Raw genomic sequence first — 17,553 nt, forward strand, 5'->3', positions numbered from 1 at the left:
AAGTTAAGACTTTGGATTCAATCCAGTAAAGCAAAACTTTCCATTATATCATAAAATTATTTTGCAAGAGGTCTATTAACTTGCCACACTCGCATTCTTTTAATTGCTTCCGCTACTGCACTTTGCCCAGCAGCCGCTACTTTGAGTTTTGAGAGGCTGCTGTGTTCCTGTACAATTCGGATTAAAGTTTCTTTTGGAGTGACTCGCAAAGCTTCTACCCAAGAAGCCGGTGCCGTTGTTGCTGAGGTAGAAGAACTGCAAGCAATTGTCCCCAACAATAGCGATAGGGCAGTAAAAACTGTCAAACCAATGCGAAACCAATAACCAATTTGATTTAACCAAACCGGAGGCTTGACAATTCTTTGACCGCCGGCTGTCTGTTGTTCTACTCGATTTTCTCGAAGCATTTTTACTCCTTAAATAACAAATTAAGGGCAAGGGAAGGAATTGAAAAGATAGGATACTTGGCTTCAGTAAGCAGTGGCTATCTATTTTGCCGTCAATTTTAATGACTTTCTTGATTTATGAGACAAGATTGCATAAATCTTTGAGTGCTCAGTGAACCGTAGATGTAAAGCAGCTCAACACAGCTCAACGCAGATGGATTTCAAGAAGAGCGAGCGAATGAATGCAATGCAAGTCTAATGGGAGAGTCTAGCGGTGGCAATAGTAACTAATAACCCCCAGATTAGCATCAGAAAAAATTGCTGATTTCGTTTCTGAAGAAGTCGAACTATAAACCACATTCCCACCAAAAAAAAGCTAATGAATGGCGCAGCACCGATACTCCAACTAGCATTTAAAGTAATACGATCGCCCACCGAGTTGGTTATGCCATTGCTGTCGCCCGAATTAGCTCGGCAATTGTCGCTGGCATTGTGGTTGTAAAGCTCTCGGACTTTCTCTCCATACTGTTTGAGAGAGTAGCCACCTAAATTATCGGAATAGCTGGCATCAATTTTACTGCCAGAACCCCCAAAGTGTTTCTGGGCTACTCGCTCGATTATGCGATCGCCCCTAAACACCTGTCCAGTTTTAGGATCAATTTCCTGCTGGCTGCTGGCTACGTTCTCAGCCACAGAATTTTGCAAAACTTTATCCTGAACAGCAGGAGGAAAATATTGAAACAGTTCCTCCGTTGTAGGTTTTTGACCTCTGTTGACTCTCAGGAGGAAGTCAGTACCCCCAGAAATTGAGCTGACAGTACGCTGCACATCTTCCCGGTAACTCATAAACCGATAGCGACCCAGGGCTCGCCCGCAGTTGTGGCTGCCGGAGCTACAAACAAGCTCGCCAATGGCTTCATAGTCGCCACTGCCTACACTTTCCATATTGGTGATTCCTTCAGAAAGTTTCGCTAACGCCTCCCCTAATGAAGCCACATCCACACCGCTAACGTAAGTCGCGGGGCGCGCGCACTCTCGCTTTGATTCAGGTACCGGCTGAGTTGGTAAAGCGTTTTTTTTCGTTTTATTTGAACTCAGCGGTTTGGAAGGTTTTGTTTCGGATGCGATGCCTTTTGAACGGGAAATACTGTTAGAAGAACCGCCCTCCAATCGACCGACAAATATCGGCGAATTAACGCTGTAACTGAGAAACGGAACTGGGCCAATAATGTAAGGCGATTTGCCGCAGGGCAAACTCAACCTGAAGTACAGAGCCGTGTCAACAGTATCGCTGGTTTCTGACGGCTCCATTACTACTACTTTAAACACTTCCCCAAAAGGATGTCTGCCCGTCGGTTCCCAACCAGTCAAACAGCCAGAACCGCCTCGCACTTCCTGATATTTGCCACTAATCCACTGCTTGCCTTCCAGCGGCCCTGTGGCGCGGCGGCCGACGTTTTCCATGTCGTCGAGTTCGATATAAGCGCAATCTTTATCGCAGGCTACCGCAAATCCTTCTACATCAGAACCGGAAATTGTGTTATTGCGCTTGCTCTCGTACCGACTGTAAATCATGTCAATTCGCATGACTGTGCTCCCAATGGACGCAATAGGAACAGGGAAACTCGAAAGCGGGACTTGACTCAGCAGCGGAATATTGCTGATGAGTTCCTCTGACCAGCCCGAGAACTGTTCTAAATTTACGCTATTAAGGTTGGGGATTTGTGCGATCGTAAATTGAGATAGGTCAATTTGGTTAAGTTTTGCCTGCGCTAGTTGCGGTACTTGTTTTATGGCTTGACCAATTGGTAATTGGGTGAGATTTTGGTTCACTCCGGCTATTTGAGAAAATAAAGAAGCAATTGGAGCAACATCACTCAAGGGAGATTGACCCAGATTCGGGACAATTTCAGCCAATAAACCAACTGTTTGCTTGCCAGCTAAGGGAAATTCTGATAAGCTCAACTTCTCTAAGTTGATACCCCCTAATGCCAATTTTTCAATTCCTTGCAAAGAAAGAATTTCAGCTTTTAGATCGTTAATGTCCCCCAGCTTTAAGATTTGGTCAACAAAAGTGCCAGCTTGCCAGCTTCGACCGCCAGAACTTCCAGAATTAGCAACTGCTGGCAGGGAACTCAAGGTAATCTGATTCAAATCTGGCAACAAAACCCTAGATTGTTCTTTTTCCCAGATTTTAGTAGGTAAGGGACTGGCGCTAGCAATTGATGCAAAGCTTAGGAAAGTAGCGCAGATGAAAGCAAAAAGTAGGCAGAGTGTACTGACAGCTATTAAAGCAGATCCTACCTGGCTTGATTTGTTGAACTCCTTTGTACTGTTCATAAAAATCCTACGTCAATTAAATTTTGGGTAAAAAATCTGCTCTATTTTTAATGATTTTGCCAAGATATATACTGGTTTTAAAACATCATAAAAAATAGAGCAGCATCTCAGAAATAACCCGTCATCTAAATCTGCCTATCCTTAATCCTTTCCCTCTCCACATCTTCCCTCTCTGTTTTTTTTACTCAAAGCTCCAGCTCAAACTGTGGATTCGAGCGGACTGCTGAATCTGTCCAAGGAGTATCTGCTAGGTTGGACAAGTCATAGACATTTTCTTGGTAAGCGTCGTCAAAATTACCTTGACGAACTTCCTTTGATGGCGAATAACCGACAGTCAAATCTGGTTCCGATTCGTAACCGGAGTTGGTGTAGCCAGAATTAGGTTCGAGCGAAGAATTGTGCATAGTTTTTTTTAGTTCGCCTGGTGAATACTTCCAAGTTAAATTGCATTTAATGCCTGCCGCCTCACCTCTATGAGCGATTTCATCCAGTAAAAATTACCCCCTCCATTTGGAGGGGGCAGCTTTATGAAGGTTGCCTAACGGCTCTCAGCACTGGGCAATGCTACGAAACTTGTAAAAATGTTTTTTAATAGGCAATACTTCGGACAGTTTTAGATATAATCGAGTCTCCGAAACCATTGCTGCTATGTCAATACGGTTTACTTAAGGCTTGGGAGGATTTAAAATCTTAAAAACAGGAGTATTCATTTTTATTCTAGTACCTCTGTGTTTAACTTTTTTAGATTTAAATTTTAAAACAGGTTTTTTGACAACTCTTGGGTTGTTTTTGTGAACTCTTTGCGGTAAAATTGTATCAAGTATATCTAAATTAAACTAAGTTAAAAAAGGGGATTTCTTTTGGTTCTAATCGCTGAAATTTTGGGACGACACGACAAATAACTCGTAATGTACCCGTGAAAGAAAGACTTAATGGGGAAATTTCTGCACTATGCGCTGTTTGACAAATTGTAAGGATTCAGGTCAAGAATAGTTGAGAGTCCAGGAATATTGTAGTCAGATGAGGGAAAAACAAGAGTCAGCAGCACTGAAAATCAAAATAGTTGAGCAGTGGAGCTATGAGGAACTGGTCAAACTCGTTGGGAGTGCAGAAATATGGTAATGTAGTCAGATGAGCGAAAAACAAGAGTTAACAGCACTAAAATTTGAAGTAGTTGAGCAGTTGGTAGTGCTTTTATGTAAAGGATGGAGGATAATACCTCTATGTCCAGTCTTTTGAGGAGTCTCATCATGAAACCCTATCTAATTTGTCCCACTTGTGGTTCTGACGATGTGATGAAAAATGGGATGACTCGTCGGGGAAAACTTTCACCACAAATGTCGCGACTGTGGTCGGCAGTTTGTCGAAAATCCGAACTTGGACACCCAAAGACACCGACACTTTGGCAAAAATTGAGCTGCTTCTCAAGAGAGCGGATTTCCCTCGCTGGTATTGCCCTCCTTCATGGGCGTTTCTGAGAGCTGGCTCCTCTCATTATGTGAACCACTTGTACGGTGCAATAGAACTCAAAGCCACAGTCATCCCGAAACAAGTTGGAAAACACACCGTCCAAATGGATGAACTCTGGTATGAAAGTAGACGACAAAGGGAATAAACAATGGGTCTGGTTAGCAATGGATACCAAGACTCGGGAAGTTCACGGATGTCATATTGGAGACCGCTCCTCGAAGTCGGCTCAAGCATTATGGGATTCACTACGCTTGTGTCTATCGCCAATGCGCCAAGATTTATACGGATCATTGGGAAGCCTATGCTGCGGTTTTACGCCCGTAAACGGCATAAGTCGGTCGATAAGGAAAGTGGATTAACCAGTTACATTGAAAGATTGAATAATACGCTCAGACAGCGAATTTCGCGATTAGTCAGGAAAACGTTATCGTTTTCTAAGAAGTTGGATAATCACAAGGGTGCTATTTGGAACTTCATTCATGACTACAATCACCAAATCAGATTAGCAATGCTGAAGGCTCAACCGCCTCAATTTTCTCCATCCTTTACATAAAAGCACTACCGAGCAGTTAAGCCGTGAGGAACTGATCAAAATTGTGCTGACACAACAGAAGCTCATAGAAAAATTACAACAAGAACTCGAAAAGCTCAAAGAGAAACAGGCGAGCAATAGTAAGACATCATCGAAACCCCCATCCAGCGATCTACTACAGAAATCAGAGAAAGCCTCTTCTGAGAACTCCTCCTCCTCAGAGTCCGAACCCAAGCGCAAACCAGGAGGACAGGGAGGACATATCGGCAAAACCCGAAAAGGATTTGGGCGAGTAGATAGATATCAAATCAGCACTCCTGAGTCTTGTGAGCATTGTGGCAGCAAAGAATTAAGTGAGATGATTGGTTACAGCAAGCAGCAGGTAGCCTGTTTGGTCGCTAAACCAATTGAAGTAGTGGAATATCAACGAGGGAAGTGTCAGTGCCTAGAATGTGGAGCAATGGTGATGGGAGCGCCAGCGTCCGGGATAGTGCCAGGACAAGACTTAAGTATCGACCTACAAGGATTATTGGTATGGCTAGGTAATTATGGACACATATCCTATGAAAAGCAACAAGAATTTCTGCGGGAATTAGGTGGCATTGAAATTGGGATAGGGACATTATGGAATTCAATGCCACCAGTTTACCGTCAATGTGCAGTAATTTATACTGACCATTGGAGTGCCTATGATTCTGTATTGTAAGCGTAAACGTCATCGCAGTGTAGACAAAAATAGTGGTTGTACCAGCTATCCAATAGCGATTCAACTGCACCTTTCGACAACGAGTATCTCGCTTGGTGAGAAAGAGCTTATTCTTCTCTAAAAAGTTGGAAAATCATATTGCTGCAATTTGGCGTTTTGTGCATCATTATAATGCTAATTTACAACTCCAAATACCTACTTTTATTTGAATTCAGTTTTATTCTCTTGAACCTTTCCTTCAGGGCACTATCCCTTCTTCCTCCTTCTTTCTGACTCTTTCGTCCTGGCTCCTGGCTCCTAACTCCAATTTCTAGCTTGGCTGCATGCAAAAGTGAGATGCTCCCAATGCGATCGTTCAAAAACCAAGTTTATTGCTGAATCGGGAAAAATCCTCCTTCGCACATTTCTTGAATGCTCTCTTTAACCGCCTGAATAATGCGCTCTGTGTCTTCATGAGTGTGAGCGGTGGAGAGAAAGCAGCTACGACCTTCGCATATGAAAATACGCTTTTCGAGTAAGTGAAAAAGTAGCGGATCTATCTCAACCGAGGCAACAGCGCGAAATTGCGATCCGAAATTTACAAGCCAGACAGAAACTTCATTTTCTTTGAAATAAGCATTCAGGGTTTCAACTAGCTGCGAAGTTCGCTGATTCAACTGCTGCTGAAGGGCTGGGCCTTCACTTTTAAGATAGCGCAGCACGGAACGCGCAGCGGCCAGAGCAAGTGGATGCTTGCAAAAAGTGCCGGCAAAAATTGTTGTTTTTACCTGGGGGTAGGAATCATCACCGTAGTTCCACAAACCGCCGTCAATTTTATCCATATAAGCAGCTTTTCCAGCGATAATTCCAATGGGCATACCGCCCCCGACAATTTTACCGTAAGTTGCAATATCTGCCTCAATGCCAAACCACGCCTGCGCGCCACCTTGATGAATTCGGAAACCAGTGACCATTTCATCAAAAATCAGTGCAATTTCTGATTCTTTTGTTAATTGCCGGAGTTGCTGGAGAAATTCTTTGGGTTGCAAATCGAGACGGCGGCTTTGCACCGGCTCCACGAGAACCGCCGCTAATTCGTGCTGATGAGCTTTGATAATTTCCAGGGCATCAGGGCTGCCGTAATCCAAAACTAAAACATCTTCAATAAAATTAGCGGGAATTCCTGGCGCTTTTGGAATGGTGCGTAAATCGCCATTGATCTTTTTTACAACTGCGAGAGTTCCGTCAAAATGACCGTGATAAGAACCAGAAAATAAAGCAATTTTATTGCGTTTAGTTGCAGCTCTAGCTAATCGTAGAGCTGCCATCACCGCTTCAGTGCCTGTATTAGAAAAAGCGACGCGCTCCATTCCCGTTAGTTCGCAGATTAATTCCGCAACTTCTCCGGCAAGTTCTGCTTGAGCACCAATTTGTACACCGCGATCGAGTTGCTGTAATAGGGCTTCTTTAATAAAGGGCGGATTATTGCCTAAAAGATTGATGCCAAATCCCATTGTGATATCGATGTATTCGTTGCCATCAACATCCCACATTTTAGAGCCAAGCGATCGCGAGGCGACAATGGGATAAAACATCTCCTTGACGGGAAGGCGAAACCCATCAGAAGCCCGATTGTCAGCGAGAACCGGACGGTATTTTTGCGCGAAATTCTTAGAGGTCTTTGTGCGATCGGTGTAGCGCTCTATCAGCGCTTTCATGTGTCTTTGCTGCAATTCTTCGTTCATTTTGAATTCTCCAGAAAGTGAGCCAGATAGGGGTGCAATGCTTTGCGCCCTTACAGGTTTTAATTGCGGCTACCTATCAAGCCACAATCGGCGAGATAGGAAAAGTAAGTGCGAAACAGGTTCGCATCCGCTTGCGGACAGGTGATGTCAGTGGTAGCAAGTCCATCTAGCGTATTTTGGCAATCGAATTGCAGCGTGGCAGATTTAGGCATTTCTGCTTCCGAAACTTTTTCGGAGAAAAGACCGACAAGCGGATACAACGCATTTTCGGGAGAATATCCAGCGCGATTGATTATTTCTGCTTGCCAAGTCTCAGAAGAAACTTGTTTAATTGGATAACCCATTGAGCAAATCCAGCCAAGCAATTCACTCATCTGAAAGGACTGAGTGTTGACTAAATGAAAAGTCTTTCCGAGCAATTCTTTTTGGATCGAAAGATGAACGATCGCTCTGCTCACATAGTCAACAGGCGCTACGTTCATCACCTTATCGTCATCGGGCGCACATCCAAGTTGCACGCAACCAGCGATTAAACTGTACAGTAAGTCACTGGGATTGCAAGCCCCTGTTTGGCTGTCCCCAGAAATGCGACCTGGCCTGTAAATGCTAACAGGAATCCCACGATCGCGCGCGACCTCTACTAACTTTTCTGCCACCCATTTAGTCTGAGTATAAGCGCCTTTGAGACTCTCTCCCGGAGTGAGTGCATCCTCCTCTCGCACGAGCTTAATCCCAGATTCTCCCATTGCTGAGAAAACGGAAATTGTAGAAATTAAATGGACTGGTTTTAGCTTACTTTGACCCGCCAATCTCAGAACTTCCTGCGTCCCCAAAACGTTAGCGGGTTTAAGAACCGAGTAGGGATAAGTAAACTTGACAAACGCGCCATTGTGGTAAATGACATCAATTTTACTGGCTAAAACTCGGAACCGCTCCTCGGAAAGTCCGAAAAGTGGTTGAGACAAATCTCCAGCAATTGGGATAATGCGATCGCTGCTGCTTTCATCCCAAATTAAATAGGATTCGAGGCTGCTTTGAATCCGTTTTTTGGCTGATTCTGCATCGGCAGAACGGACTAAGCAATAAATTTCTGCTTGAGTTTGTTGCAAGAGGTCGCGGAGTAAAAAGGCTCCCAAAAAGCCCGTCGCCCCTGTTAAGAGAATGCAAGCTGGTTTAGTTTTTGGCTCGCTCAATGGAGTTGCAGGCCGAATTGCCGGGTCTAAAACAACTTCAGCGTTAATATCGAAACTTGCAGTGCGATCACCCGCTGTGTTGCCCCCTTGTTGCATTTCGATTTTTTCAGCTAAACCAGCTACAGTAGGAGCCTCAAACAAAACGCGCAAAGGCAATTCCACCTGAAAAGATTCTCGCACTTTGGCTAACAACTGAGTAATCAGTAATGAATGCCCGCCTAAATCAAAGAAGTTGTCGTGAATTCCTACTTTTTTAATACCCAGAAGTTCACTCCAAATTCCGGCAAGTGTCTCCTCAAGAGGAGTGCGAGGGTCTACAAACGTATCTGTCAGACTGGCTGCTATTTCGGGTGCAGGCAGCGCTTGATGGTCTATTTTGCCATTGGGAGTAAGTGGCAGCGTTTTCAGAACCACAAAAGCAGAAGGTATCATGTATTCGGGCAGCTTTTCTTTGAGGAATGAACACAGGTTTTCAATTAGTTCTGAGTCCTGACTGCCGAGTTTTGAGCGATCGCCAATATAGGCGACTAAACGTGGGTTGCCAGATTGATTTTCCTGAAACAAAACGACCGCCTCGCTTACAGATGGATGACCAGACAGCACCGCCTCAATTTCTCCTAATTCTACCCGGAACCCCCGCAGCTTTACTTGGCGATCGATGCGATCGATAAACTCGATATTTCCGTCTGGCAAATAGCGAGCCAAATCGCCAGTTTTGTAAAGTCGAGCTTCCGCCTCCTGACTAAATGGGTGACGAATGAATTTTTCTGCCGTGAGTTCGGGTTGGTTTAGATAGCCACGAGCCAATCCCGCACCAGCAATATATAATTCACCGGGCACACCGAGAGGAACTGGCTGCAAGTGCGAATCGAGCAAATAAATCTGCGTGTTGGGTAGCGGGCGACCGAGAGGAACTGTCTCGGAAATGCGATCGCCCTGCATTTTTACCTGATAAGTCAGCACACCTACAGTGGTTTCTGTTGGCCCGTAGTGGTTGAATATCGAGCAGTCGGGATTGTATTTTTGAATTGTTTCAATTAAATTCCACATCAAAGGCTCACCGCCGAGAATTAATCGCTTTTTCGGTAAAATTTGCGAGGCGTTAGAAGCGCTCAACAAAGCTTTTAAGTGAGAGGGAACAATTTTCAGACAATCGATAGAATGTTGCTGAAAATAAGCCCCCATTGCTTGAGCATCTGTTGCGCGTTCTTGAGAGATGATGTGCAGGCATCCACCCGAACACAAAGCCGGAAAAATAACGGTGTTTCCCAAGTCGGCGGCGAAGGTAGAAACGGTGGCATAATTTGCACCTGATGGCAGGTTTAATTTTTCCTGAATTCCGTGCAGGTAATTGAGCAATTGGCGGTGTTCAATGGCGACTCCTTTGGGGGTGCCGGTGGAACCGGAGGTATAGATAATGTAAGCTAAGTTTTCACCAGAAGCAGAGACGAAAGGAGTAGGAGAGAACGAGGGAATGTCTGTATCTAAGCAGACGATATGTGCCTGAGTTTCCGGCAAATTTTCAAGGAGATGCTGTTGCGTTAACAGCACTGGAGTCTGAGCATTTTGCAACATCAATGCTAGGCGCTCTTTTGGCATGGCTGGGTCGAGGGGAAGGTACGCGCCGCCTGATTTGAGGATGCCTAGAATTCCCGCGATCGCCTCTAAGGAACGCTCGACGCAAATGCCGACAATCACCTCTGGTTTTATGCCTAATTGTTGCAAGTAATGGGCGATTTGGTTAGCGCGGGCGTTGAGTTCGCTGTAGGTAATTTGCTGATTTTCACAAACAGCAGCTATACGGTTGGGCGATCGCTCTGCTTGTTCCTCAAATAGGTGGTGAACACACTTATCGAGCTGGTAATCTGCTGTTGTGCTGTTGAATTCTACTAATAATTGATGTCGGGCGCGATCGCTCAGCATTTCCAGATCGCCGATTGCGGTTTCTGGGTTGCTGGCTGCGCTTTGCACCAAGGCATGAAATTGCTCTGCCAAGCACCGCACAGCTTCTTCGCCCAAGAAGGCCGGATCAAAGTCAAACTCGGCAGCGATCGCGTCATTCCGGCGCTGACAAGAGAGTTTGACTTTGAAGCGATCGCAGTACGCATACTGTTTGTATAGCGAAAAAGATATGCCCGCAGCCGAATATTTTTCGAGCTGTTCCTCAAACTCAAAACCAAATGGATACCCAGAGGAGTCGCCCAGATACTCCCGACAGAAATATTCCTGCCATTTATACGCCTCGCGATCGCACTCCTGAACCTGCTTCAAGACTTCCGCGAAGGAAAGGTTTTCTGCCAAATGGCTGCACAGCGGTAAAAATTTGGCAAACAGCCCCAACGCGGGCTCTAGTTCTTCGTATTTTCGACCGTCGAATGCCACCCCAACGGTTATATTTGATTTTCCAGTCAGCCGCCAGAGCAGGATTTTCCAGCACGCGAGCAAGAATGCAGAAAGTGAGGTGTTATATTGAAGGGCGATCGCTTCCAGTTTATCGAGCAAAGCTAACTCTAATCTGACCTCAAAAGCTTGGGGAGTCAATTGAGCTGGCGCGTTAATTAATCTAGTTTCAAATGGCAACCTCAAACTCGCTAGCGCCGAGAAATCTTGCCCAGTCCAGTATTCTTTTCCGTCCGCCGCTTCCTCATCTTCGAGTAATTCATTCTGCCATTCAGAAAATTGAACGTATTGCACGACTTCATCGGAAAGTTCTTCGCCGCTAAGACAGGTGGCATAGCACTGGCTGAGTTCTCGAACCAGATTTTTCAGTGTCTGAGTATCGGCGCACAGTGCGGGCAAACTGACCAGTAAAATATGCCTGTCAGATGATAGAGCAATTAAACACAAGCGCCAAACCGGATTTTGTTCGAGGTTGAAGGAAGCGCTCTTTTCTTGCCTAAAAATATCCTCTAACTGAGCTTCTTGATCCTGGGGAAGTGGATCACTAAAATTGAGCCAATTCCATGAAACAGAGTTGCGTTCTGAGACAACTTGTATGGGAAGTTTCATTCCAGGTCTTCGCTGAAAAGTTGTGCGGAGAATTTCGTGGCGATCGCTAACTTTTTCTAAAGCTTTCTTTAGGTAATCGGTTTGAAGAATTCCCTCGATCAAAATAGCAGATTGAACGCGATAAGCAGGGCTGTCTTGCTGCAACAGCCACAGATATTTTTGCTGGGGTGAAATCCGAAATCCATTAATTGTTTGCATTTTTCCTCTTTATCAAAGCACTACTTTATTCTCGTTACCTTTGCCTGGAAGAGATGATATCATGTCCGATCGATTGACCATAATATCCCGACCGGGCGGGTTTTTTAGATTGTCAATTATTGGCAAATATTATTGGTGAACCCGCCCCTACAGGAATCAGGGTAATCGACCGGACATGATATGATAGGGAATTAAATTACTGATTCAGGAATCATTTCGCCCATCGCGACAACAATTTTTCGCGACCCTATAAATGGATTGCGACTGTGAGCGGCAAGCATATTATCTAGCATTAAGATGTCTCCGGCTTGCCAGGGAAAACTAACAGCAGCTTGCGCGTACACTGCCTGAATTTCTTCCATTACCGAATCTTCAATCGGAGTTCCGTCACCATAATAGACATTGCGGGGGAGGTTGTCTTCTCCAAAAACAGATAGTAAAGAAGCGCGGGTTGCTGCATCTAAGCAGGAAATGTGGTGCAAAGGGAGTTGATTGAAAAATACCATCTCTTTGGTTTTTGGGTGCTTGGCAATTGCGGGGCGAACCTTGCGAGTTCTCAAATTATTTCCCGCTTTCCACTCAAACTCTATCCCGGCTTGGCCGCAGTATTTCTCAACCGTCGCTTTGTCTTCTGTTTTGAAGAAATCTTGCCAACTTACATCCAGTCCATCTGTGTAGTTGCGGACATACATAATTTGCTTCTCTGAAAATTTCTCTCGAAGTTTGGGGTCAAGTAATTGGTAAATTTTCCGACAGTCAACAATCGGCGTTTCTCCACCTTGTTGCGCTGGCTGAACGCAGAAAAACCAGATTTTCATCGGCCAGCGGTGCAGGTGCGAACTCTCGCTGTGAAATAAGATAGCTTTATCTGCTGGGTAAGGAGTTGAACCGTAAACTTTTCCGCTAACTCCTTCGCGTGGCAAATCCCCGTACTCCCCAAATAATTCCGAACAAATTGATAGAGCAAACTGCTCGAAAGCAGAAACTACAGGCTCAGTAAAACCTCGAAATAGAATTGCTCCGTGCTGTAGCAATTTGGCCTCTATGAATTCGCGGTTGTTCTTAGCCCAATCCGCGAGATCGACATTATTAACAGCGGGTTTAATGACTAAGGGGAAGAGTTCCCCAGGCTGGAGAAGCTCGGTTTTTATCAACTCGCCTTCAGGCAGAGCAATCTCTTTCGGTTTAATGCTCTTAAATTTTCTAAAATTGAGTTTTTCGCGCTTGAGTTCTTGCATGGCTTGTTTTTGTTTTTCAGGTTCCGTGAGAATCTCCAAATTGTTTAACCTAGTTTCGGGCTGCGCTACAATGCTGTTGAGTAGAGTTTCAAAGCGACCGGACATTTGCTCGATGGTGGCGCTGTCGAAAAGGTCTGCATTGTATTTCCAAGTTCCTGCAATTCCCTGCTCGGTTTCTCCTACGAAGAGAACTAAATCGAATTTCGCAATTTCGCTGTCAACTTCTAACGGAGTTAAAGTTAAATCGCCAAGCTTTAAAGCAGGCATCGGCATATTTTGCATGACGAATAAAACTTGAAAAATTGGAGTCTGATTGAGACTGCGTTCTGGGCGTAATTCCTCCACCAATTTGTCGAAGGGTAAATCTTGATGAGCGTAGGCTTTTAAAGTGACTTCGCGCACCTTTGCGAGCAATTCGCAGAAAGTGAGATTGCCACTCAAATCGGTACGCAAAGCGAGGATATTGACAAAGAAGCCTATTAAAGCTTCTGTCTCAATTTGGGTGCGATTGGCGAGATCGGTGCCGACAATGATGTCGTCCTGATTTGTATAGCGATATAGCAGCGCTTTTAAAGCGGCTAGCAGCGTCATAAATAAGGTGACATTTTCTTGACGGCTCAGCTTATTGAGGGCTTGCGAAAGGGTTGGGGAAAGCTGAAACTGTTGAAGGGCAGCCCGATAGGTAGAAACATCAGAGCGCGGTTGTTTGGCAGGCAGTTGCAGCACTGGCAACGGATTGCGTAAGTGTTGCTTCCAATAGGCAAGTTTTGTTTCTAAAACTTCTCCAGAAAGCCACTTTCGCTGCCACACGGCATAATCGACGTATTGAAGGGGAAGTTCGGAAAGTGGGGAAGCTTTGCCAGCACAAAAAGCTTCGTAGAGTACAGCCATTTCCCGCACGATTACTCCTAGCGACCAGCCATCTGCAACGATGTGATGAATGGTTAGCAATAAGATAGATTCTGTCTCGTCTAACTGTAGCAAAGTGACGCGCATTAATGGCCATTTTGCTAAGTCAAAAGGTTGTTGCGCTTCCTCAAGAGCGAGTCGCATCGCTTCGGTTTCCCGCTGGGAGTGAGGGAATTCGTGCAAATCTATGACTGAAAGCGCGAAAGTCGGGGAGGAAATAATTGTTTGAATCGATCGCCCTTCGACTGTGTTAAAAATTGTCCGCAGGGCTTCGTGGCGATCGATAATTGTTTGGAAACTGCGCTGTAATGCTGTGATGTCGATCGCGCCTTTCAAGCGGACGGCGGCTGGAATATTGTAAGCCGGATTGCCCGGTTGCAATCGATCGAGGAACCAGAGGCGCTGTTGGGCGAAAGAAAGCGGCAATTCTCCATCCCGCGAGATGTGCTCGATGGGGGGTGCTTTGACAAGGCTATCGCTGCTGCTGATTTGGGAGATGCGATCGCTCAAACTGGCGACTGTCGGCGCTTCAAATAAGACGCGCAGGGGCAATTCAATTTGAAACGCTTCTCGCAGGCGCGCGATCGCCTGCGTTGCTAGCAGGGAATGTCCTCCCAATTCAAAGAAGTTATCGTGAATTCCAACTCGCTCTAAACCGAGAACTTCAGCCCAAATTTCTGCTATTAATTGCTCGTCGGGAGTTCGAGGCTGGGTAAAATTGCTCTCGAATTCCGCTGTGTTTGTGTCAGGTGCTCTTAGCGATCGCCGATCGATTTTTCCGTTAGGCGTTAAAGGCATTGCTTCCAGCAGTACAAACGCTGACGGCATCATGTACTGCGGCAGTTTTTGTTTGAGAAAGACGCGCAAGTGATTAATCAATTCTGAATGCGTAGGAGTAGTATCCCCCTGTCCGCCCCGGAGTTCTGAGTTAGCAACGATATAAGCTACTAAACGCTTGTCGCCCGGATTGTCCTCTCGAACCAGTGCGATCGCTTCTCGCACGGCTGGGTATTGGCTGAGTACCGTTTCAATTTCACCTAATTCGATGCGAAATCCGCGAACTTTCACCTGATGGTCGCTGCGCCCCATAAATTCAATGTTTCCATCTGGGAGATAGCGAGCCAAGTCCCCGGTTTTATAGAGGCGTTCTGAAAAAATAAACGATGAAGGATGAAGGATAAATGAAGCATGAATTCCGTCCTTTGTAAAGGGGTTAGGAATAAACTTCTCTGCTGTCAGTTCCGGTCGATTTAGGTAGCCGCTAGATAAGCCTGCACCGCCGATGTGCAGTTCGCCAAATACGCCAACGGGAACCGGCATTAAATAGCGGTCTAAGATGAAAATTTGAGTGTTAGCAATCGGGCGACCGATGGAAACTGATTCATCTTTGCGATCGACCTGATAGAGAGTAGACCAGATAGTGGTTTCTGTAGGGCCGTATAAATTCCACACAGAAGCGCCGCGCAAAAGCAACTGATTCGCGAGTTGTCGCGGTAAAGCTTCTCCCCCGCACAGTATTTTTAATTGATTGTTTCCCTGCCATCCTGCTGCTAAAAGCATTTTCCAACTGGCTGGAGTAGCTTGCATGACTGTCGCGCCAGAATTTGTTAATGTTTCTAAAAGCTTTTCCCCGTTAGATGCCACTTCTCGGCTGGCTACAACAACGCGAGAACCTGTTGTAATAGGCAGAAACAGTTCCAGCGCTGCAATGTCAAAAGATAAGGATGTTACTGCTAGCCAAACATCGCCGTCTGCGATCGCGAGTTGTTGGCGCATAGAACTCAAGAAGTTAACGGCAGAGGCGTGGGTAATTTGCACTCCTTTGGGTTTACCTGTTGAGCCTGAAGTATAGATGACATAGGCTAAATTGGAGGAATTTTGTAAACCCACTACTGGCTCGTCGCAACTCGATATGCCTTCCCAATCTGCATCCAGAAACACGAGGGAGGCGCTATTTGTTGGCAGGGTTTCTAATAGCTTTTTCTGAGTTAGTAACACGGAAATTTTCGCGTCTTCCAACATGAATCCCAGGCGCTCTGGTGGATAGGCTGGATCGAGGGGAACATAAGCGCCACCGGCTTTGAGAATGCCCAGAAGCCCTACCATCATTTCTAGGGAACGCTCGACATAAATTCCCACCAAAACTTCTGGGTTGACACCGATTTTTTGCAAGTAATTTGCGAGATTATTTGCTTGTTTGTTCAGTTCCCGGTAAGTCAGATTTTCATTTTCTAAGACGACAGCGATCGCATCTGGCGTCCGCTCTGTCTGCGCTTCAAATAATTCGTGTAGGCACTGATTTTTCGGAAGCTCCGATTGAGTATTGTTCCACTCGAATAGTAGTTGCTGCTGTTCATATTTCGTCAAGATTGGCAAATTTGAAAGGCGCTGTTCGGGATTGGCAGCTATACTTTCTAGTAAGGTTATAAAATGTCCGGCTATCCGTCGTGCAGTGCTAGCGTCAAACAAATCTTGGCTATACTCAAGGGTTCCATTAATACCCTCTAATCCTTCCTCTAGGTCAAGCGCTAAATCAAATCTCGCCGTTTTCCGTTCTATTTCTAAATCGCTCAACGTCACTCCTGGCAATTTTATCTGCGGTGTCCGAACATTTCGCAGAGAAAACAACACCTGAAATAGCGGATTATGACTTAAATCTCGTTCGTGGTGTATGATTTCTACAAGCTTCTCAAAGGGCAAATCCTGGTGGTTATACGCGCCGAGAGCTACTTCTCGCACGATCCCCAGTAACTCTTTAAAAGTCGGGTTGCTCGACAAATTGGTGCGAAAAACTAAGGTGTTAGCAAATAAGCCAATTACTTCCTCGATTTCACGTCGGTTGCGGTTAGCAATGGGGGAGCCGACTAAAATATCTTCTTGCCCGGTGTAGCGATAGAGCAACGTTTTAAACGCTGCCAGTAGGGTCATAAATAAAGTAGCTTTTTCCCGCTGGCTTAATTGGGCCATTTCCTCTGCGATTGCCTTGGGAATGGTGAATTTATGCACGGCACCTCGGAAGGTTTGTACTGCCGATCGGGGGCGATCGGTTGGCAAATTTAATACCGGGAGATTGCCTCCAAGCTGTTTTTTCCAGTAAGCAAGCTGCGTCTCTAAAACTTCTCCCTGCAACCACTGGCGCTGCCAACTTGCAAAGTCTGCGTACTGTACCGACATTTCGGGAAGGGGAGAAGGTTTGCCAGTGCAAAAGGCTTGATAAAACGTGGCGAGTTCCTGGATGAATATTCCCATTGACCAGGCATCGGAAATGATGTGGTGCGTACTCAATAGCAGCACCCAGTTTGAATCGCTCAAGTGCAGCAATTTGGCGCGCAATAAGGGTGCTTGTGAGAGGTCGAAAGCAAGCTTTGCTTCTGTGGCGATTAACTGTTCTACTTCGCGAGATCGTTCAGTTTCAGGAAGCGATCGCAAATCTATTTCTAAAATTTTAAATTCCAGATTTGAAGCGATCGCCTGAACGGGTTGCCCGTTTATTGTCTTAAAAGCCGTTCGCAAAACTTCATGACGCTTGACAAGTTCGTTGAGACTTCGATCGAGGGCGATCGCGTCAAGTGTTCCCGTCAAACGCACAGCGGCGGGGATGTGATAGGTAAAGTTGCCTGGATTTAGTTGCTCAAAAAACCACAACCGCTGTTGAGCAAACGACAGAGGAAAAGTGTTAGACTCTCGACTTTGAGGCAGAATTTGTGCTAGCGAAACGTTTTCTTTTTTCTGGTTGAGTCGCTGCAACAGCAACTGGCGCTTTTGGGGAGAAAGAGTCGCGATGCGTTCGATTAAATCACTCATTTTCTGACAAACGAATTTCAAAGGTGGTACAATGCCCCGGATTT

The 17,553-nt window shown here is 45.5% G+C and carries 7 protein-coding genes and 3 pseudogenes; 2 read left to right on the forward strand and 8 right to left on the reverse strand.

The window, feature by feature from the left end:
- Positions 1-56 precede the first annotated feature (56 nt).
- The 5 genes and pseudogenes from QUB52_RS20295 to QUB52_RS20310 all read right to left on the reverse strand — a co-directional run.
- Positions 57-407: a hypothetical protein gene (locus tag QUB52_RS20295; protein ID WP_332975618.1), complete on the reverse strand. Its 351-nt coding sequence runs from the start codon at positions 405-407 to the stop codon at positions 57-59.
- A gap of 234 nt (positions 408-641) precedes the next feature.
- Entirely contained in the window at positions 642-2,726 is a 2,085-nt protein-coding gene (locus QUB52_RS20300) for a hypothetical protein (RefSeq protein ID WP_332975619.1), read from the reverse strand.
- A 141-nt stretch (positions 2,727-2,867) separates the two neighbouring features.
- The gene (locus QUB52_RS29305; RefSeq protein ID WP_442923237.1) at positions 2,868-2,915 is read right to left on the reverse strand and encodes an HvfA family oxazolone/thioamide-modified RiPP metallophore; all 48 of its coding nucleotides are present in this window, start codon (positions 2,913-2,915) and stop codon (positions 2,868-2,870) included.
- A complete protein-coding gene (locus QUB52_RS20305) occupies positions 2,912-3,130 on the reverse strand; it encodes a hypothetical protein (protein WP_332975620.1) in 219 nt (72 codons plus the stop codon). The genes QUB52_RS29305 and QUB52_RS20305 overlap by 4 nt, the downstream gene beginning before the upstream one ends.
- Positions 3,131-3,557: 427 nt before the next feature.
- A pseudogene (locus tag QUB52_RS20310) lies at positions 3,558-3,701 on the reverse strand (IS4 family transposase); the annotation flags it as partial.
- A gap of 275 nt (positions 3,702-3,976) precedes the next feature.
- On the opposite strand from QUB52_RS20310, the pseudogene QUB52_RS29310 reads away from it, so the two are divergent.
- Both QUB52_RS29310 and QUB52_RS20325 read left to right on the forward strand, forming a co-directional pair.
- Positions 3,977-4,749, forward strand: a pseudogene (locus tag QUB52_RS29310) (IS1 family transposase).
- 583 nt (positions 4,750-5,332) lie between these two features.
- Positions 5,333-5,643: pseudogene (locus QUB52_RS20325) on the forward strand (IS1 family transposase); the annotation flags it as partial.
- Positions 5,644-5,802: 159 nt separating this feature from the next.
- Here the strand turns inward: QUB52_RS20325 and QUB52_RS20330 are convergent.
- The 3 genes from QUB52_RS20330 to QUB52_RS20340 form a co-directional block, all read right to left on the reverse strand.
- Positions 5,803-7,158 (reverse strand): aspartate aminotransferase family protein, encoded by a 1,356-nt coding sequence (locus tag QUB52_RS20330; RefSeq protein WP_332974052.1) that lies wholly within the window; start codon positions 7,156-7,158, stop codon positions 5,803-5,805.
- A gap of 59 nt (positions 7,159-7,217) precedes the next feature.
- Complete coding sequence (locus QUB52_RS20335; protein WP_332974050.1) at positions 7,218-11,558, reverse strand: non-ribosomal peptide synthetase family protein; 4,341 nt, start codon at positions 11,556-11,558, stop codon at positions 7,218-7,220.
- A gap of 191 nt (positions 11,559-11,749) precedes the next feature.
- Positions 11,750-17,509 (reverse strand): non-ribosomal peptide synthetase, encoded by a 5,760-nt coding sequence (locus QUB52_RS20340; RefSeq protein WP_332974049.1) that lies wholly within the window; start codon positions 17,507-17,509, stop codon positions 11,750-11,752.
- Between the last annotated feature and the right edge of the window lie 44 nt (positions 17,510-17,553).

It is taken from the genome of Microcoleus sp. A6-C6 (assembly GCF_036705955.1).
In the GTDB taxonomy this organism is placed as follows: Bacteria; Cyanobacteriota; Cyanobacteriia; order Cyanobacteriales; family Microcoleaceae; genus Microcoleus.